Genomic DNA, 18126 nt, shown 5'->3' with positions numbered 1-18126 from the left:
TAGAGCAAGTGATACTCTTATGCTAACGTCTTTGCATAAACAAAAACATGTTTCGGCTTACTTAACATATATGATAATATGATAAGTAAAAAGCGGCTATAGATTTATATAACGCAGCATGAAAATAATTTAGGAGGCACTTGCTTAAAAATTACTACTTATTTAAGTAATTTAAAGGATTTACCGAGCTTCCGTTTATACGAATTTCAAAATGTACATGGCTTCCGCTAGCTCTTCCGGTAGAGCCCGCTCTTGCAATTTGCTGCCCTTTTTGCACTTGCTCGCCTACTGATACAGTAATTGAACTATTGTGAGCATAATAAGTCTCAATTCCGCCACCATGGTTTATTATAACAAGGTTTCCATAACCTCCGCTCCAGCCTGCAAAAGTTACCGTTCCGCCATTTGAAGCATATACAGGGGAGCCGCTGCTTTTAGCGATGTCAATACCTGTATGAAACTCACTGCCTCTGTATCCATATGGTGAGCTTATCTGTCCTACCACCGGCCATGAAAATCTTCCGCTTCCACGGAATGCAACCTCTGCCTTTGTGCCTTTAGCCACTATGCGGTTTACAGGTTCTTTTACGACCTTTTCACTGATAACGGTTTGAGAAACTTTGACACCGTTTTTAAAGACAGCTTCTGCTGCAATTTCTTTAGTACCATTTTCCCCGGCCTGCTTTACCTTCTGATCCCATGTCCACATTGTGCTATCTTTTTGCACTTCAGTCTCATAAGGTATGGCCTCACTATATGTAATCTTCTTTACCACTGTAACATTTAGCAGTGGTTTGACTTCAGTCAAGTTAATTTTATCGCCAAGAGCTAATTCGTCTTCAGATTTTAGCTGAGGATTTGCTTTAATCAAATCATCTAGTGGTATTTTTTCTTTTTGAGATATAGACCAAAGGCTATCGCCTTCAACAACTTCATATGTTTTGATTTCTATTGCGCCTTTTAGAATCAGATTTTTTGCATCCTCTGCGCTAAGCAGTGCTTTAGGTTCTACAAATTTCTCTGTAAAATTTACTTTTTCGGCTATTTCAGCTTTCACTAATTCTCCCGGCGTCTGGCTTATGTAGTACTGTTTTACCTGATTTAACACTGATTCAGCCGTGGTTTTATCCTTTACAATCGCCACTTCTTTTTCTCCAACTTCAATTGCTACAGCTTTTAATTTATAAGTTAAGGCTGATTCCAGCTTTTTCATCATCTCATCGTCAGAATCGAGCTTTTTCCCAATGGCTTTTACCGGCAAGGCTTTTATTTCATCTGCAAATTTTACTTCCGTTCCGAGTTTTTCCTCATATTTTTTCTCTAACTGTTCCTTGATTTCATTTAGTTTTTGATAGCTTTGCAGATTTCCCAGTGTCTGCCCATTTACACTCACCTCAATCACCGAACGGCTAAAAATTGCTGCTACAAAAAGCAATACTACAATAGCTGTGCATCCGGCTATGAAGAGCATTTTTTTCCTTTTGTCGGTCTTTACCTTAAGAAAAAGTTCTTTAAGTTTAGACGTTTCCATTCACCCACTCCTTTCTTTTTTGTACACAGCAAAAGAATATAAGACACACTTTCACCGGTACATGCAAGCAAAGGCACTAAATAGTTCCATCCCTTCCTTACATTATAGTAATATTTATTTAATACTTTTGTAATATATTTGTAACAAACACACCATATTATATTCTACATAAAAATCAAATATCCTTCTTCTAATTTAAAATTTTTTTCTTTTTTTTTGCAGTAAGAGCTTCAATTTTTCTGTAAGGATACAATTTTCTAAACGGTGTAAAAAGTCTCTGAGAAGCGTATTCGACATACTTAAAAAATAAAGGTTTTTGGAAGAATTATAATCTCCAAAAACCTATCTGTGTCATATTTGGAGCGGAAAACGGGATTTGAACCCGCGGCCCTCGGCTTGGGAAGCCGATGCTCTACCGCTGAGCTATTTCCGCCCACTAAATATATTATAAAACCGCCACCATGTTTTGTCAATCTTATGGTGACCCCGAGGGGATTCGAACCCCTGATACCGCCGTGAAAGGGCGATGTCTTAACCACTTGACCACGGGGCCACAAATGGTGAGCCATCCGCGACTCGAACGCGGGACGCCCTGATTAAAAGTCAGGTGCTCTGCCGACTGAGCTAATGGCTCATTAAAACAGCAGTTACTATATTACTATAAAAGTTTTAGGCTGTCAACCCTTTTTTTGAAAAACGAGCAGAGAAGCGAGCACAGGGACGGTTCTTTCGTGTTGTTTTTTGATGCAGTTAGGATGAAAAGATTAGTTTTTCAGCGGTCTCTAACCGTCCCATGTTACTTCCCCTGCTCATTGTGTATGTTCTCCTGTGCTGTTAAATCTTATACACGTTTTAATATCTCCCTTGCAACTATTACTCCCGAAGCCGATGCCTGGGCGAGGCCACGAGTCACGCCAGCTCCATCCCCTGCTGCAAAAAGATTTTTTATTTGCGTCTCAAGACTAGAGGTCAGCGCCGGACGAGCCGAGTAAAATTTGACTTCTGCACCATAAAGCAGGGTGTGATAGGAATTTACGCCAGGCACAACTTTGCTTAGGGCCTCTAACATCTCTAAGATACTTACCATATGCCTGTAAGGAAATACCAGGCTCAAGTCTCCCGGCGTTGCTTCTTTTAAAGTAGGCTCCACCAGTCCTCTTTTTATGCGTTCAGGCGTAGACCTTCTTCCTGAAAGCAAGTCTCCAAGCCTCTGGACAAGTACACCGCCGCCTAACATATTCGCCAGTGTCGCAATATTCTTGCCATATGCGATGGGCTCCTTAAAAGGCTCAGTAAATGTCTTGCTTACCAGCAGTGCAAAGTTTGTGTTTTCTGTTCTGCGGTCGGAATAGCTATGGCCATTTACCGTTACAAGACCATTGTTGTTTTCCATAACTACTTCGCCATAGGGATTCATACAAAAAGTCCGGACTTTATCATCAAAGGACTTGGAATAGTATATTAGTTTTGATTCATATACTACATCAGTTAAATCTTCCATTATAACAGCCGGAACCTCTACTCTAACTCCGATGTCCACAGGGTTAATCGACATTGGAAGCTTTAAAGAACCTGCTTGCTTTGAAAACCACTCAGATCCCTCCCTGCCAGGCACCACGACTACATAATCGGCAAAATATTCATTGCCATCTGCGGTTTTTATTCCTCGCACTCGGGTATCTTCAACAATGAGTTTTATAACCTCAGTATTTGTTTTTATCTGGACTTTTTGTTCCAGATAATCCTTCATATTTTTTAATATTTTTGCGCAGGTTTCAGTTCCAAGATGTTTTAATTTTGCAGGTATGAGTCTTAAATCAGCAGTAGCTGCTTTTCGTTGCAGCTCTCGAATTTTTTCATCTTCTGTGCCATAGATTTCCTTTGTCCCGCCAAATCTTACGTATATGCTGTCCACATAATTTATTAATTCCATTACTTCTTCTTTTGGCAAATATTCATCAAGCCAGCCCCCGAATTCTGTGGTAAGTGTAAGCTTACCATCACTGAAAGCTCCTGCCCCTCCCCACCCGCTCACAATCGAACATGGGTTGCAACGCATGCATTTGGTGCTGGTTTTTTCTTTCAAGGGGCATTTTCGTTTCTCGATATCTTCTCCTTTTTCAATAACAAGTATTGAAAGCTCGGGGGCATGTTCTATAAGCTCAAGGGCTGTAAAAATGCCGGCAGGGCCGGCTCCTACTATAATTACGTCATATTTTTCGCGCATAAAAATACCTACTTTCAGTTCCAAAAGTTTATACATTAATTTTTTAGCTAACTTGAGTTTGACGAAATTTCTCCAAGCTAGCAAATTTTGTGAATTTAGGAAGCCATACCAGCTCCACAGTGCCTGTAGGGCCGTTGCGCTGTTTGGCAATTATTACTTCTGCAATATTCTTTTTATCCGTATCAGGATTGTAGTAATCTTCCCTGTACAAAAATGCTACTACATCAGAGTCCTGCTCCTGACTGCCTGACTCACGAAGATCACTTAAAATCGGCTTGTGATCGGCTCTCATTTCCGGTGCTCGTGAAAGCTGTGAAAGAGCTACAACCGGCACCGAAAGTTCTCTTGCTAAAGCCTTAAGTGCACGAGAAATTTCGGAAATCTCTTGCTGCCGGTTTTCAGAACCTATACGGCCTGACATAAGCTGAAGATAATCAATTATTACAAGACCTAGACCTTTTTCTGCTTTCAATCTTCTTGCTTTTGCCCTAAGTTCTAAAGAAGAAATGCCGGGAGTATCATCTATATAAATCGGTGCCTCTGAAAGCGGCCCCATAGCCCTTGCCAGCCTTGGCCAATCCTCTTCTTCTAGTCTTCCCGTCCTAAGTTTGTGGCTGTCCACATTAGATTCGGCGCAAAGCATTCGCTGAACTAACTGTTCTTTGGACATTTCCAAGCTAAAGATGGCTACAGGAATACTGTGGCGAATCGCGGCATTCTGTGCGATGTTTAAAGCAAAGGCAGTTTTACCCATGCTGGGTCTTGCAGCAATAAGGATAAGGTCTGATGGCTGCAAACCGGAAGTTTTTTCGTCAAGGTCGGGAAAACCGGTAGGCACGCCGGTGATTCCTCCTGCAGAATTGTATAGTTTTTCTATATGTTCAAATGTGTCAAACAGTATCTCTTTTATATGATGAAAGTTTTCAACGCGTCTTTTTTGTGCAATCTCAAAAATTCTTCGCTCGGCTTCATCTAAAAGCTCTTCCACTTCGCGTTGGGCATCATATGCCATAGATAATATTTCGGAGGTAGTATTGATAAGTCGTCGGATAATCGCCTTTTCTTCCACAATCTTGCAGTAGTATTCTACATTTGCGGCAGTAGGTACTACCTCCGTAAGATAAGTAAGATAAGTCACGCCGCCGATTTGTTCCAATATTTTGGCAGATCTTAGAGCCTCTGTTACTGTTACAAGATCTGCCGGCTCTCTGTTTTCATACAAATTTACTATAACTTCAAATATACTTTTATGAGAATCTTTATAAAAATCTTGGGGCTGAAGCTTTTCAGCAGCTACAACAATGGCTTCTTTCGATAAAAGCATTGATCCTAAAACCGACTGCTCTGCCTCTAGATTATATGGAGGAACTTTCAAGCTGTCCATATATGTCGTCACCCTTCGACTATTTTAACAGTAAGTTTTGTCTGCACTTCGGGCGCAAGTTTTACTTCAACTGCATAATTTCCAAGAGATTTTATCGGTTCATCAAGCTCTATTTTACGCTTATCTATGTTAATTTTGCACTGCGTTTTTAGCGCATCCGCCACATCTTTAGATGTAACCGAACCAAACAATTTTCCGTTTTCCCCTGATTTTACTTTGATTGTGACCGTCATATTTGAAAGTTTCTCAGCAATCTTTTTTGCCGTCTCTATCTCTTTTTGCTTCTTTTTCTCCATTGCGGCTTTTTCCTGTTCTAATTGCTTTACGCTTCCTTCTGTAGCTTCAATGGCCAAATTCCTGGGAAATAAGTAATTTCTTGCGTAACCATCGGCTACATTCACCATGTCTCCTCTTTTTCCGAGACTCTTCACATCTTCCAGTAATATAACCTTCAATTTGTTTCACCTTCCTTCAAGTGTTTCAAAATTGCCTCTTTAACTTTTTCAATAGCCTCTTCCATAGTCACATTAGAAAGTTGAGCTCCCGCTACGGTCATATGTCCGCCTCCGCCTAATTCCTCCAAAATTCTGTGAACGTTTATATCTCCTAAAGAACGAGCGCTTATTGTTATCCTTTCTCCCATGGGGGCTAAAACAAAGGAGGCAGAAATTCCCTTTAGTCCTATAAGGCCATTGGCAGCCTGAGCAGCTGCAACTGTCGGATTTTTAGGTTCCTCATCAAAATATGAAATAACCACATGTTCTGCCACCTGCTGCGCTCTTTGCAGTACCTTTGCCCTTTCGTAAACCGCATCTGCATCTTCTTGAAATAGTTTGTATACCATAGTGGGATCTGCTCCTGCTCGTCTAAGATACGAAGCTGCTTCAAAGGTTCGGGCGCCGGTTTTAAACGCAAAGTTACGCGTATCTACCGCAATACCTGCTAGCATGGCAGTTGCAACGATTGGTGAAATTTTAATATCATCGCCCATGTATTGTATTATCTCTGTTACTATCTCGCTGGTTGACGATGCATAGGGCTCTAAATAAACAAGCAATGCCTTATCTATAAATTCTTCGCCTCGGCGGTGGTGATCTATTACAACTACTCTTTCGGCTTTCTCAAGAATTTTTTGTGACATTACAAGTGAAGGCTTATGTGTATCTACAACTATAAGTAGAGTCTTTTTAGTAATCTTGTTTAATGCTTCAGATTCCTCAATAAAGCTTCCCTTTATCTCCTCATCTGTAAGTAGGAGTTCAAGAAGGGAATCAACCGACGATGTTTGTTCAGGGGTCAAGATTATATATCCCGGTTTATTCATGCTTTTTACCGCATTTGCCAGGCCCGCCGCAGCTCCAAGGGCATCCATGTCTAAAAACAGGTGTCCTATTATCATCACTGAGTCCGACTCTTCCACTAAATCCCCCAGTGCATGAGCAATTACTCTGACTCTGACACGGCTGTATTTGTTCATTTCTTCGGTCTTGCCGCCGTAAAAATACGTCTTTCCTTCAGCTTTCACTACTGCCTGGTCTCCACCTCTGCCAAGGCAAAGCTCTAAAGCGTTTTGCGCTATTTTTCCCGCTTTTGTTAAAGATGGCTCACCGTAAGCCGCTCCTATGCTGAGCGTCGGAGTCATAGTTTTGCCTGCCTTAATTTCTCGAATCGCATCGAGTATATTCAGCTTTGCTTCCTCTGCCTTCTTAAAATCCTTTAGGCTCATTAGTACCAAATATTTGTCATTATCGTATTTTCTCACAAGTCCGTTGTAATTATATACCCATTTTGTTATTGTTTTATCTATCTCTGCAAGAAGTTCTAATCGGTTTTCTTCTCCACAAGCTACCATGACTTCATCAAAATTGTCTACATAAACATAACAGACCACAGTCTCTTTTTCTCTAAGCTGCAGCTTTAGATTGTATATCTGTGTTATATCGTCAAAATAATAAATCTGGAGCATCTTTTCAGGTTTCTTGTTATTAGCCTGGATTTTGACCTTTTTGACTAAAAAGCGCTCACTGCCAATGTCAACTTCTGCCGGTTCTTTCTCTAAGGTTTCAAGCACATCAGCAGATAATATATCAACTACATGGGATATACGCTGACCTGGTTTTTGGATTTTATTTGTAAAAGCCATATTTTCCCAGATTATCCTATCGTTTGCGCCCGTAAGGGCAATGGCAGAACTTGTCTTATTCGCTATTTCTTTCCAAAGCGCCTTATTAAAAGACACTGTAGGTTCGATAATTGAAGGCAAGGGCCTACCTTCCTTTGCAGACAACAAGTAGTAAAGGAGCAGAGCGAGAATAGGTAAAAGCGCTGCCGCTATTTTGTAGTCGTAAAATATACAGGTGATTGCGGCAAGAATCGCTGTAAAGAAAACTGCCGCCCAAAGGACTCGTTTCTTACTTTTTTGTGTCATGGCAAATACCTCGCATGATAATTATGTTTTGCATTTAACTATATCTTGCGAAAATTGAACAGAACATCAAAGAAGCCTGCGAAAAACACTATTTGTAAGAATAAAGGATTGAAAAGGACAAAGAAAGCAATAATGGCCCTAAAGAATTTTCCTACGTTAAATTTTGCAAGGTAATAAGTGAGCAGTGACAAGCCTTGTAGAAAAAGTATGCATCCAAAAACAATAACCAAATTCATTCCAATAGCCTTAAGTATTCCCTTTGGCCAATATGGCTCTAACATTACCAATACGCTTCCTAAAAGGAAAATTGCTACAGTATAATCCGGAAACCGCCACAAGACAAATGGAGTAAAATCTCTAAGCTTTTGTCCCATGCGCGACATTACTGCCTTTGTTATCATATAGGTTAGGAATGCATCAAAAACTGATGCTATTATGAAGATGGCAGGAATTATAAGAGGTAAGATGTCTAAAGCTTTGTTAAAACTTTCGACTGTGGTTTCTATTGCTTTAGGATCTACACCGAGTTTATTGTAAAATTCAGTGGTCATCGAAATTGATTCTTTTAAAATGTCTAGTTCTTGTGTAATGGGATTTATCCCCATTACCCACATGCTAATAAGCATTAGTATCAAAATAGAAATCATGGAAGCTACACTGCCAAAGGCTATTACTTTAAAAGGAGAAGCATCTTTTTTTATAGTCCATCCTATAACCAGGCCTAAAATTCCGAAACCTAGTACAATGCCTACAGCTTGGAAGGGACCGCTTACCATTGCTACTATTATGCCGGCTACTATCATAGAAAGCGTGGCCGTCCTTATCCCATGTCTTACAACAAGTATGACGATTGGTACCGGCCATACCAAGGTAGCAAATGTGCCCATTATCGGCATATATATCGCCATTAAACTGAGGATAACATTTATTGCGGCAAGCAGCGCTCCCTCGATAAGAGATTTGGTGCTATTGGATTGCATCAAATTTACCTCCTTGTTATGGCAAAAAAGAGAGGGTAGACCCTCTCTATTCTGATGTAAATGGTAGCAAAGCGAGATTCCTTACTCTTTTTATTGCAATTGTAAGCTGCCGTTGATGTTTTGCGCAATTGCCTGTGATGCGCCGAGGCAGGATCTTGCCACGCTCAGTTATATATTTCCGTAAGCGGCCATATTCCTTATAATCGATATGTTCTATCTTATCTGCACAAAAACTGCAAACTTTTTTCTTTTTAACTCTTTTTGGTTTCAAGTTATATTCCTCCTTTCAATTGCTTTTAGAAAGGCACTCCGTCGCCCTCTATGTCATCTAAGCCGGGATCAAAACTAAAATCTGCATCAAAATTGTCAGGACTGTCATCATTGGGTCCGGATTTGGCTTTATCCAAAAACTGGACAGTATCAGCTACGACCTCTGTCACATATTTGCGCTGGCCGTCTTTTCCGTCATATGACCTAATCTGCAGGCGTCCTTCAACTGCTACAAGGCGTCCTTTTGTAAGGTTTGCAGAACATATTTCAGCAAGTTTCCGCCATGCTACGATTCTTATAAAATCCGCTTCTCTTTCGCCTTTTTGATTTACAAAAGGCCTGTCTACAGCTATAGTAAATTGAGTTACCGGAACGCCGTTAGCCGGTGTAAATCTAAGTTCCGGATCCCTTGTCAATCTGCCTATCAATACAATTCTGTTTAGCAAGGTTTCCACCTCTTATTTTTCTTTGTTGACAACTAAAAATCTCATGAGTCCGCTGGTAATCTTGTAAATTCTTTCCAGCTCCTGAGCTGTTGCGGGGTTTGCGGTAAAATTCATTAAGAAATAATACCCTTCTCGTTTGTCGTTTATTGGGTATGCAAGTCTCATCTTGCCCCATTCTTCGACATCTGAAACCTGTCCGCCTTGCTCTTCGATCAGACCCTTAAATTTGTCAACAAGTGATTTTACTTCATCTGTTTCAAGATCAGGGTCAACAATAAATACGGTCTCATAATTTCTCATCTTTTTCACCTCCATGGACTAAATCGGCCCCGGTTTTTCCAGAGCAGAGATGCCGAAGGTATTATACCATTAATCAATTTTGTTTTCAAGTTCATCATTTTTTGCTTGAACTAGAATTTTTCGAACGCTTTTTTCAAATTTGTTTCGGGGAATCATTACTTTTCGGCCGCAGCCTGTGCATTTTATTCCAAAGTCCATACCGACTCTCCATATTTGCCAGGTATCGCTGCCGCAGGGGTGCTTTTTCTTCATTTGAACTACGTCGCCCACATTATACGTCAATTGTCCTTCCCCCTTTTGCTTTCTCTTTTTATGTATACCATCCTGGGATATGGTAGCTCTATTTCATTTTCACCAAATTTTTCCAAAATTGCTTTCCTAAGCTGTCTTTCCACATTCCACTGCTGCATTGGGATTGTTTTTGCCAGTATACTTATTTCTATATCAGTTTTTCCTAAATTTGCTATGCCAAGTATCGAAGGAGCTTCAACTAATATCTCTTGATTATTTTTAGTAACTTCCTCACAGGCACTTTTTAGTGCTTCAAGGGCATCCGGCAAGTTTTCTTCATAAGCTACGCCTACTGTAACCATTGCCCTCATGGCGCCTCGCGAATGATTTGTAACCTTTGTTATTTCTCCGTTAGGAATGGTGTGCAGTTGTCCCCCGAAATCCCGAAGTTTTGTTGTTCTGATACCTATTTCTTCAACTGTTCCCCCAACACCCGCCGCCTCAATATAATCTCCTATATTGTACTGATCTTCTAGTATAATGAAAAAGCCGGATATAACATCTTTTACTAGATTTTGAGCTCCAAAGCTGAAGGCAAGACCACCTATTCCTGCAGCTGTAAGCAAAGACGCAGTATTTATTCCCAGAATATCCAGGATATTCACACCTGCCACAAAATATGTCCCATACCTTACAATGCTTTTTAAAAGGCTTGCCATAGTCCTTGTCTTGTTTTCATCGACAGGTTGTTTGCCATAGTGCCCTCTTGAAAAAACCTGTGTTACAAATCTTTCCGCAATCTTGATAAATATAACTGCCGCATACCACACTATTAAAATTTTTACAAGGGGTACAGCAAATGCAGGAAGTTTGCTAAGTAAATCATTATATAGTTGTGACATATTATTCAAAACACCGTCACCTCACGATAAAGCTGAGCAAACAGAGTTTTTTACAAACGCTTTATATAAATTTTATCACAATAGGGCTGATGAAGTCCAAAAATCTTAAATGATTTAAAATATACGAGGCATTTAAACCTTTTTCTAGAAAATTTTCGGGGAATGCAACAATAAAAGGAAATATTACAGTGTTTAATATGGCAATCCATAGGGCTGTCTGCACCACGTTGAATATTCCGCCACAAAGCTTATTAAGCGGCGACAAGCCGACTATTTTTATCAAGCCGCCGATAAAATGAGCAATAAGTACAAATCCCAACTGGACCAATAAAAATACCGCAAAAAAACCGAGAGCTTTTAAAGCAAGGTCAGCAATACCGTTTGTGTTTATTGCGCTTACAGGACCTGAATTGTTTAAAATCGGCTCTTGTAATAGTTTACTCAGAACTTTATCTAAGCCTAAACGGTTTTTAAGAAAGTCTGCAGCTGTATCTCTATAAAATATGCCTGCCCATATGCCAATGACAACTCCGGCCGTCTTAAATGCAGCTAATATAAAGCCCTTTGAAAAACCATTTATAAAGCTTTTTATAAAAAAGGCAATTAAAACAATATCTACCCAGTTTATATTGTCCATATTGCCGCCTCCCCTGTTTTGCCGTCTACAAGCTTATAAGCTCAAGGCAGAGAACGCGCAGCCGATATTACCCCTTAAAGAGCCTGATTAAGACATATAAAATTAAAGCTACTGCAATAAAACCCAATATACCCGTACCGGTGTATGAAGATGTTGCCCTTTGTCTTTTGCCCGGTTTATCTTTTTGCGGGTTTCTCAGCTGCTTATTGGAAAGCTCTACTGATTTTTTGTAGAATTTTACAAATTTATCTATTTCTTTTTGTTTCTTATAAATTACCGCAAGATTATTGTAAGGAATCGGGTTGTCCGGATCCAGGTCTATGGCTTTTTCGTAACATTCCCTTGCTTTTTCTAATTCTTCCTTTTCAAAAAAAATGTTACCTAAGTTGCTGGCTGCGGAGGAAAGTTTCGGATCCAGTTCTAGCGCCTTTTTAAAATAAGCTTCGGCTTCTTCATTATTTTTTTCATAGGCTGCAATAACCCCTAATTTGTTATATGCTTTTGCATTATCCGGCTCATCGTTTATAATTTGCTCGTATATGTGGCGCGCTTCTTCGTATTCGCCACGCTCTAGATGCTTTTCGGCTTCCATCATGAGTTCATCCACAAAAAATCTCCCTCTGTTTCTATAAAACTTCTTTATATTAACATTCTATATTTTATTCCAAAAACCTTTTTTAAACTCTGCAATATTTTAATCTTTCACAGGAGTTATAACGCTCAATGCCCTATTTACTATTGAAAACCGCACCGGCGTGAATCCTTTTGCATCTCCGTCTACCTGCACCCTTACAGGTTTAGCAAATTCTATCTCTACATTTTTCCCTCTTATAACCTCAAAACAGCGATGCTTTTTATGGCTTCCTGTAAATACCGAAGGTAGGAACCGCAAGATTTCAGCTCTACTCATATCATTTATAATGCACACATCGAGCAATCCGTCATTTATTATGCCATCTGGGTTTATCATCATGCCTCCTCCGAAGTAGCGTGCATTTGCGGCAAGTACAAGCCAGGGCTTGCGAAAGTATTTTTTCCCGTCAACTGTGATCACAGCGTTGCAGGGACTATAGCGCGCAAGATTCCAGACAAGGCTTGCCACGTAGGCTAAGGTTCCGTTTAAAAATTTTAGATTTGAATTTGTCATATTAGCAACTTCTGCATCAAAACCAGCTCCTGCTATATTGATAAAATAACCATCCTGAAACTTTCCCAAATCTGTAAAAGTAAGATTTTTCCCCTCTTTAATGATTTCAAGGGCATAGCACGGATTTTCAGGTATCTTAAGTGTCTTTCCAAAATCGTTGCCGGTTCCTGCAGGAATTATTCCAAGCCTTATATCACTTCCTGCAATGCCGTTTACAACTTCTGATATTGTGCCGTCTCCTCCAACTGTAACTATAACCTCATAGCCTAGTTTTTTGGCATGTTTTGCAATTTGTGTTGCATCGCCGCATCCCTGTGTAAATTCATATTCGTATGGAAAATTTATATAAGGCCTTATATCCTTCCATACTTTGGCGCTTCTCTTTCTTCCTGCAACAGGGTTGATTATAAACAATGTTTTCAAGTATCTCCCACCTTATACAAAGCAAAACCCAACTTTAAGTTGGGTTTGACGTTTCTGCACTTTTATTCTTTTTAATAGGAATCGGCTCACTTTTTTGTGTCTCGCCTTTCATTTCACATTTTCCGTTGAAAAAAGCTCCATCTTCAACAAGTAGGCCAGCTGCCTTTACGTCCCCTGTTAGTTTACCTGTATTTTTAAGTTCCAACTTGCCGTCCAAGCAAATATTTCCCTCATATGCCCCTGCAACTATGGCATTTCTTGCCTTAACATTTGCAGTAACTTTTGCGCCTTCTCCTACAATCAAGTCTCCATCGCATTCCATATCGCCATCAAATTGGCCTTCTATGCGCATAAGGCCTGAGGCTTTTATTGTGCCTGTAAATTTAGCATTTTTCCCTAAAATCGTATCTATTTTATCTGAATTTGTTATTATGGGTTCATCTTTTTTTCCAAACACGTAATTCCTCCTCACTCTAGATAATTTTTTGGATCTTGGAGCTGTCCATTAAGTTTTACCATGTAATGAAGATGCGGACCTGTGCTTCTTCCGGAATTTCCCACTTTTGCGATCGCCTGACCTTTTTTTACTTGCTGTCCCGCCTTTACGAGTATGCTCGAATTATGGCAGTATGAGGTTTCAAGGCCATAACCATGGCTTATAGTAACCGTTCTCCCGTATCCTGCCTGATAACCTGTGAAAGTTACCATTCCGTCAGCTGTTGCTACAACTGTTGTACCATAGGATGCGCCTATATCTACCCCATCATGAAATTCCTGCCGAGTTCCAAAAGGTGATCTGCGGTAGCCAAAATCAGATGTTATCTCACCTTGCACCGGATATATTGTAGGGGTATGTGCTATCAGATCGATTCGCTGAATAACTGCATCCTTTAGCTCTTTTAAACTTTGTTCTTCTTCTGGAATCTTTTCTTCCAATACTTCTAGCTTATTTATGAATCTTTCTCTGTCTATGCTGCCGCGGCTTGGGAGGGTCGTTCTTTTCGTGGCGGTCTTGCTGCTTTGGATTGTAGCACTGTTTTTTAAAACAGGATCATTTGCCAGCAAATCCCTTAAATCCGCGTCTAGCTTTTCTATTTGTGCCATTTTTTCTTCTAGATCACTTGTTTTCTTCATAAAAAATTCCAGCTGATTTTGAAGGGCGTTATAGTCCTTTGCCACAGCCGAAAGTTCTTCAGCCTTATTTTTAAATTTGTTGCGAGATATGTAAATATTTGTTGCAAAAATCATCGAGATAAGAAATATTGCAGCAAGCAATCCACCTGCAATTTTCAAGGTCTTAAGGGATACTGAAATCGCAAATGTGGCCTTACCCGAGTGGGGAATTACCATCATCGTGAATTTCTCTTTTTCATCCTTCACTCTGAATAATCACCGCCTAATCCCCCTAACAATTTTTATGTACACAAATTTATTATTCGCCACAGCTTTCAAAAGTCCTTCTAAAAATATTACATATTTTTATTTGAGAGGGCTCGCATAATTACTTCCTCTTCTTCCGGAGAAAGGGTATAACTGCTTTTTCCGGAGTTTACAGGTTTTAGGTAAATCCGATTTTCATCCCTTCCGTAAATGCTTGTAATTATTACACCGCAATTTCTGTCATTTAGTAATGCCAGTGAAAAGCTCAGATCGCTTCCCATATCGGAAAAGGCATTATATCGTTTCCAGGCGACTTTCTTTATCATTTCACGGTTTTCTTCTGCCATCTTTGCCATGGCTCGCTTCATGTCTGCTATTTCACTGCTGATGTCATCTGTGCGCCGCGCCTGATGTATTAACAAGCTTTCAAGATTTTCGCCCTTTGTCCCTTCCATAAGAGTTTTATACATTTTCATAGTCTTTGAGAGCTTCATATTAGATCTTATTGTAATTATAAGTAAAATACCAAACCCAATTGTGACAAGCAGGAGGATGCTTCCTGAATTTTTTTCAAAAATTTCGTTCAAACTATTAATGTAATTTTCTATTGCCACCTAATATTCCTCCATAAGGTTTATTAAGATATTCAAGACAGACCGGCAAGGATTATCGCAAGTGGGATTGCCACAAATATAGCCGGCAGCAGATTACCCACTTTGATTGTAACTTTAGTATTTAGCATATTAATTCCTATGCCAAAGATCAGAAGGCCCCCTGCAGCTGACATTTCGGTAATAACCGAAGCAGTTAAAAGGTCTTTTACAGATGAAGCCGCCAGAGTAATTGCCCCTTGATAAAGGAGCACAGGTATCGCTGAAAAAGCCACACCGATTCCCATTGTAGATGAAAAAACGATGGCTGTTGTGCCGTCAAGTAGAGATTTTACAAAGAGGATATCATAATTTTGGTTAAGGCCGCTTTGAATAGAGCCTAAAACCGCCATGGCTCCTACACAGTACATCAGGCTCGCTGTTACAAAGGCACGGGTAAAGCTGCCACTTTCATCTGTAAACTGAGCTTCGAGCTTTCTTCCCAAACCATCAAGCCTTTCTTCTATTTTCAATAGTTCGCCGATAATCCCGCCTATAACCACACTAAGTGTAAGCACTAACATGTTTTCAGTCTTTACCGCCATTGAAATCCCTATGACCATTACTGTAAGGCTCAATCCTTGCATAACGGTATTTTTAATTTTTTCATCAAATCTGTTTTTAAGCGCTGTTCCAAGCAGTGTGCCTAAAATAATTGTAAGAACATTTACGATAGTGCCAAGCAATGTTTTCGCCCCTTGATGTCTTTGTTTTTTCAATTTTATCACTAGCTGCGTCCACCGTAAAGACCTTGCTTTGATTAGGCATTTTATCATCATTTTTTAAAATATTTCAATCTATCATCGCATGTAAACAGCTTTTATGCTAAAATGTACAAAACCATAAGGAAGAAGGTGTAATTTTGATTCATAAAGGTTTTTACTTTCCAAATACTGCTTTTTTGCTTTTCTCTGTTTTTGCGGTTGTTATCTTGTTTTTTGCAGTAGTAAAGATTTTCCAGTGGCTTTGGAATATCACGATGCCTCAAGTCTTTAATCTAAAAGAGCTCACTTATTGGCAGGCTTTTAGGTTGCTTATAATAAGTTCTATACTTTTTGGCGGCCTACACTTTAATATGTAGCTTGATTTTCAAGTATGGATATAACAGAAAAAACTCTATAAAAGAACGTAGGGGGCTCAGTGCAGCCCCCTTAAATTCCTTATTTTAAAAACCGTAGGACCGAGTTTTACATAGATTTATATTGCTGCCAACTGCTCCAAATCCAGCAATTATGATTAGTTTTTCGAAAATGTTTCACGTGAAACATTTTAAGTTTTTTCAATTCTAGAGACTCAAAAACCTTAAAATTACATTAGCACATATAAGATTGAATTGCAAATCAAAGCAGTCTTACACCCAAATGTCCCAAAAATTTATTCCTTTTGGACGCTCGGAGTCATTTCAGATAAACAGTTATTGTTCTGCTATAACTTCAAGTATTCTTTCGAGTTCCTCGCTAGAGTAAAACTCTATCTCTATCTTGCCCCGTTTTTCACTGCCTCTTATCCGAACTTTCGTGCCGAGACTTTGCTGCAGTTTTTCTGCGATATCTGACATAATGGGGCTTATAGTTGTTTGGCGAGAACTTTTCTTCTCTTTCTTCTGCAGCAAATTTTGTGCAAGTTGCTCTGCTTGGCGAACCGATAGTCCCTCATTACTTATTTTTTTCGCAAGCCCATAGCGCAATTTTTTGTCTTCAATCGAAAGAAGGGCTCGCGCATGGCCTGCAGTAAGTTTGCCTTCAAATATAAATTTCAAAATTTCTTCTTCAAGATTCAGTAGCCGCAACGTATTTGCAATTTGTGACCTGCTTTTGCCGACTCGTTTTGCAAGTTCTTCCTGTGTAAGTCCAAACTCATCCATAAGCTGCTTATAGGCCGAAGCCTCCTCAATAGGGTTTAAGTCCTCACGCTGCAAATTTTCAATAAGAGCTATTTCAAGTACATCCCCATCTGAAAGTTCTTTTACAACCGCAGGAATCTTTTTTATTCCGGCTTTTGCTGCTGCTCTCCACCTGCGCTCACCGGCTACTAACTCATAGCCTCTACCTACTTTTCTCAGAATCACCGGCTGTAAGACGCCATGCTGCTCCATGGAAGCAGCCAGCTCCTCTAGCTTTTCTTCATCAAAATCTTTTCGCGGTTGTTTATTGTTTACAACGATCTCATCTATATTTATCTCTTGTATGGTTTCTATTCCTTCTTGTTCAGTAGGAATCAGCGCATCAAGGCCTCTACCTAATCCATGCTTATTCAATACCTAAAACCTCCTTTGCAAGCTCCATGTAAACCTCTGATCCTTTGGATTTTGAATCATAGCTTATGATTGGTTTTCCATGGCTTGGAGCCTCACTTAATCGGACGTTACGGGGAATAATAGTCTTATAGACCTTGCTTTTAAAATGCTTTTTGACTTCCTCAACCACCTGCATTGACAAATTAGTCCTAGCATCAAACATGGTAAGAAGCACGCCTTCCACTTCAATGCTCTTGTTGAGATATTTTTGTACAAGCGAGATCGTGCTAAGGAGCTGTCCTAAGCCTTCTAAAGCGTAATATTCACATTGAATCGGAACAAGAACAGTATCAGCAGCTGTCAGGGCATTTAAAGTAAGAAGTCCTAAGGAAGGTGGACAATCGATTATTATAAAATCATATTTATCGCGGATGCCCTCAATGGCGTTTTTCAATTTGTGTTCCCTTGAAATCGCAGGCACCAGTTCCACTTCAGCTCCCGCCAATTGGATATTCGAAGGCAATATATATAGATTTTCATACTCGGTTTCGATTATATTTTCTTCTATGGGTTCTTCATTTACTAAGACATTGTATATGGTTTTTTTAATCATCATTTTGTCAATGCCCACACCGCTGGTACTATTTCCCTGAGGATCGATGTCAATTAGCAGCACTTTTTCCCCAAGCACGCCTAAACACGCGGCAAGATTTATGGAAGTTGTGGTCTTGCCTACCCCGCCTTTTTGATTTGCTACGGCTATAACTCTTGCCATGGTTATTGAAACAGCAAGCACTGTTGCGCCTGTTGTTTCTGCCCTCCTTTCAAAACTTATATATATTGCGTTTCTAAATGTCACGCTTTCTGAGACGACAATTATTTAGGATTATAAAATTTCGGATAAAGATTTTTAGTTAAAAGTTTTTAGAGCAGCAGCTCTATTGAAGTCTTAAA

Annotated in this window: 20 protein-coding genes and 3 tRNA genes; all 23 read right to left on the bottom strand. The window is 39.7% G+C overall.

The annotated features are described in order from the left end of the window. Positions 1-154 precede the first annotated feature (154 nt). The 23 genes from TSYNT_RS04505 to TSYNT_RS04390 all read right to left on the bottom strand — a co-directional run bounded on the left by TSYNT_RS04505 (position 155) and on the right by TSYNT_RS04390 (position 17947). Complete coding sequence (locus TSYNT_RS04505) at positions 155-1531, bottom strand: peptidoglycan DD-metalloendopeptidase family protein (protein WP_059032136.1); 1377 nt, start codon at positions 1529-1531, stop codon at positions 155-157. Between the two features lie 358 nt (positions 1532-1889). Next, positions 1890-1964 (bottom strand) — tRNA-Gly (locus TSYNT_RS04500). A 45-nt stretch (positions 1965-2009) separates the two neighbouring features. Further along, positions 2010-2084 (bottom strand) — tRNA-Glu (locus TSYNT_RS04495). Between the two features lie 5 nt (positions 2085-2089). After that, positions 2090-2165, bottom strand: a tRNA-Lys gene (locus tag TSYNT_RS04490). A 207-nt stretch (positions 2166-2372) separates the two neighbouring features. After that, entirely contained in the window at positions 2373-3758 is a 1386-nt protein-coding gene (locus tag TSYNT_RS04485) for an NAD(P)/FAD-dependent oxidoreductase (RefSeq protein WP_059032335.1), read from the bottom strand. A 43-nt stretch (positions 3759-3801) separates the two neighbouring features. Beyond that, complete coding sequence (gene dnaB / locus TSYNT_RS04480; RefSeq protein WP_059032134.1) at positions 3802-5142, bottom strand: replicative DNA helicase; 1341 nt, start codon at positions 5140-5142, stop codon at positions 3802-3804. Between the two features lie 8 nt (positions 5143-5150). Next, positions 5151-5597, bottom strand: coding sequence for a 50S ribosomal protein L9 (gene rplI, locus TSYNT_RS04475; protein WP_059032132.1), 447 nt, complete (start codon positions 5595-5597; stop codon positions 5151-5153). Then, on the bottom strand, positions 5594-7570 hold the full coding sequence (locus TSYNT_RS04470; RefSeq protein WP_059032130.1) for a DHH family phosphoesterase: 1977 nt from the start codon (positions 7568-7570) through the stop codon (positions 5594-5596). The genes rplI and TSYNT_RS04470 overlap by 4 nt, the downstream gene beginning before the upstream one ends. A gap of 38 nt (positions 7571-7608) precedes the next feature. Beyond that, on the bottom strand, positions 7609-8550 hold the full coding sequence (locus tag TSYNT_RS04465) for a YybS family protein (protein ID WP_059032128.1): 942 nt from the start codon (positions 8548-8550) through the stop codon (positions 7609-7611). 46 nt (positions 8551-8596) lie between these two features. Further along, on the bottom strand, positions 8597-8821 hold the full coding sequence (rpsR, locus tag TSYNT_RS04460; RefSeq protein ID WP_059032126.1) for a 30S ribosomal protein S18: 225 nt from the start codon (positions 8819-8821) through the stop codon (positions 8597-8599). Positions 8822-8846: 25 nt separating this feature from the next. After that, the gene (locus tag TSYNT_RS04455; RefSeq protein ID WP_059032124.1) at positions 8847-9266 is read right to left on the bottom strand and encodes a single-stranded DNA-binding protein; all 420 of its coding nucleotides are present in this window, start codon (positions 9264-9266) and stop codon (positions 8847-8849) included. Between the two features lie 12 nt (positions 9267-9278). Continuing rightward, positions 9279-9566 carry a 30S ribosomal protein S6 gene (rpsF, locus tag TSYNT_RS04450; protein WP_059032122.1) on the bottom strand — a complete coding sequence of 96 codons (288 nt, stop codon included), beginning with the start codon at positions 9564-9566 and terminating at the stop codon, positions 9279-9281. Between the two features lie 69 nt (positions 9567-9635). Next, on the bottom strand, positions 9636-9848 hold the full coding sequence (locus TSYNT_RS04445; protein ID WP_174221080.1) for a DUF951 domain-containing protein: 213 nt from the start codon (positions 9846-9848) through the stop codon (positions 9636-9638). After that, positions 9845-10699: a mechanosensitive ion channel family protein gene (locus TSYNT_RS04440; RefSeq protein ID WP_238142641.1), complete on the bottom strand. Its 855-nt coding sequence runs from the start codon at positions 10697-10699 to the stop codon at positions 9845-9847. Before TSYNT_RS04440 ends, TSYNT_RS04445 begins: the two co-directional genes overlap by 4 nt. A 61-nt stretch (positions 10700-10760) precedes the next feature. Beyond that, the gene (locus TSYNT_RS04435) at positions 10761-11336 is read right to left on the bottom strand and encodes a CvpA family protein (RefSeq protein ID WP_059032118.1); all 576 of its coding nucleotides are present in this window, start codon (positions 11334-11336) and stop codon (positions 10761-10763) included. 67 nt (positions 11337-11403) lie between these two features. Then, positions 11404-11943: a tetratricopeptide repeat protein gene (locus TSYNT_RS04430; RefSeq protein WP_059032116.1), complete on the bottom strand. Its 540-nt coding sequence runs from the start codon at positions 11941-11943 to the stop codon at positions 11404-11406. 87 nt (positions 11944-12030) lie between these two features. Beyond that, positions 12031-12906 carry a diacylglycerol/lipid kinase family protein gene (locus TSYNT_RS04425; RefSeq protein ID WP_059032114.1) on the bottom strand — a complete coding sequence of 292 codons (876 nt, stop codon included), beginning with the start codon at positions 12904-12906 and terminating at the stop codon, positions 12031-12033. A gap of 34 nt (positions 12907-12940) precedes the next feature. Continuing rightward, positions 12941-13363: a bactofilin family protein gene (locus tag TSYNT_RS04420; RefSeq protein ID WP_059032112.1), complete on the bottom strand. Its 423-nt coding sequence runs from the start codon at positions 13361-13363 to the stop codon at positions 12941-12943. Between the two features lie 11 nt (positions 13364-13374). Beyond that, entirely contained in the window at positions 13375-14286 is a 912-nt protein-coding gene (locus TSYNT_RS04415) for a M23 family metallopeptidase (protein WP_059032110.1), read from the bottom strand. Between the two features lie 89 nt (positions 14287-14375). Next, positions 14376-14900 (bottom strand): DUF4446 family protein, encoded by a 525-nt coding sequence (locus tag TSYNT_RS04410; protein ID WP_059032108.1) that lies wholly within the window; start codon positions 14898-14900, stop codon positions 14376-14378. Positions 14901-14932: 32 nt separating this feature from the next. Beyond that, complete coding sequence (locus TSYNT_RS04405) at positions 14933-15622, bottom strand: DUF554 domain-containing protein (protein WP_059032332.1); 690 nt, start codon at positions 15620-15622, stop codon at positions 14933-14935. A 728-nt stretch (positions 15623-16350) separates the two neighbouring features. Then, positions 16351-17193 (bottom strand): ParB/RepB/Spo0J family partition protein, encoded by an 843-nt coding sequence (locus tag TSYNT_RS04395; RefSeq protein WP_059032104.1) that lies wholly within the window; start codon positions 17191-17193, stop codon positions 16351-16353. Then, positions 17186-17947 (bottom strand): ParA family protein, encoded by a 762-nt coding sequence (locus TSYNT_RS04390; protein ID WP_059032330.1) that lies wholly within the window; start codon positions 17945-17947, stop codon positions 17186-17188. The genes TSYNT_RS04395 and TSYNT_RS04390 overlap by 8 nt, the downstream gene beginning before the upstream one ends. Between the last annotated feature and the right edge of the window lie 179 nt (positions 17948-18126).

The sequence above is a fragment of the Tepidanaerobacter syntrophicus genome (assembly GCF_001485475.2).
Taxonomy (GTDB): domain Bacteria; phylum Bacillota; class Thermosediminibacteria; order Thermosediminibacterales; family Tepidanaerobacteraceae; genus Tepidanaerobacter; species Tepidanaerobacter syntrophicus.
Note: the sequence above shows the minus strand (reverse complement) of the source record. Positions and strands in the feature narration are given on the sequence as shown.

What these genes read in the sequence shown, in the direction of transcription:
- TSYNT_RS04505 (WP_059032136.1), bottom strand. Translation starts at nt 1,531, where the DNA reads ATGGAAACGTCTAAACTTAAAGAACTTTTTCTTAAGGTAAAGACCGAC.
- dnaB (WP_059032134.1), bottom strand. Translation starts at nt 5,142, where the DNA reads ATGGACAGCTTGAAAGTTCCTCCATATAATCTAGAGGCAGAGCAGTCG.
- TSYNT_RS04435 (WP_059032118.1), bottom strand. Translation starts at nt 11,336, where the DNA reads ATGGACAATATAAACTGGGTAGATATTGTTTTAATTGCCTTTTTTATA.
- TSYNT_RS04390 (WP_059032330.1), bottom strand. Translation starts at nt 17,947, where the DNA reads ATGGCAAGAGTTATAGCCGTAGCAAATCAAAAAGGCGGGGTAGGCAAG.
- rpsF (WP_059032122.1), bottom strand. Translation starts at nt 9,566, where the DNA reads ATGAGAAATTATGAGACCGTATTTATTGTTGACCCTGATCTTGAAACA.
- TSYNT_RS04485 (WP_059032335.1), bottom strand. Translation starts at nt 3,758, where the DNA reads ATGCGCGAAAAATATGACGTAATTATAGTAGGAGCCGGCCCTGCCGGC.
- TSYNT_RS04470 (WP_059032130.1), bottom strand. Translation starts at nt 7,570, where the DNA reads ATGACACAAAAAAGTAAGAAACGAGTCCTTTGGGCGGCAGTTTTCTTT.
- TSYNT_RS04440 (WP_238142641.1), bottom strand. Translation starts at nt 10,699, where the DNA reads ATGTCACAACTATATAATGATTTACTTAGCAAACTTCCTGCATTTGCT.
- TSYNT_RS04465 (WP_059032128.1), bottom strand. Translation starts at nt 8,550, where the DNA reads ATGCAATCCAATAGCACCAAATCTCTTATCGAGGGAGCGCTGCTTGCC.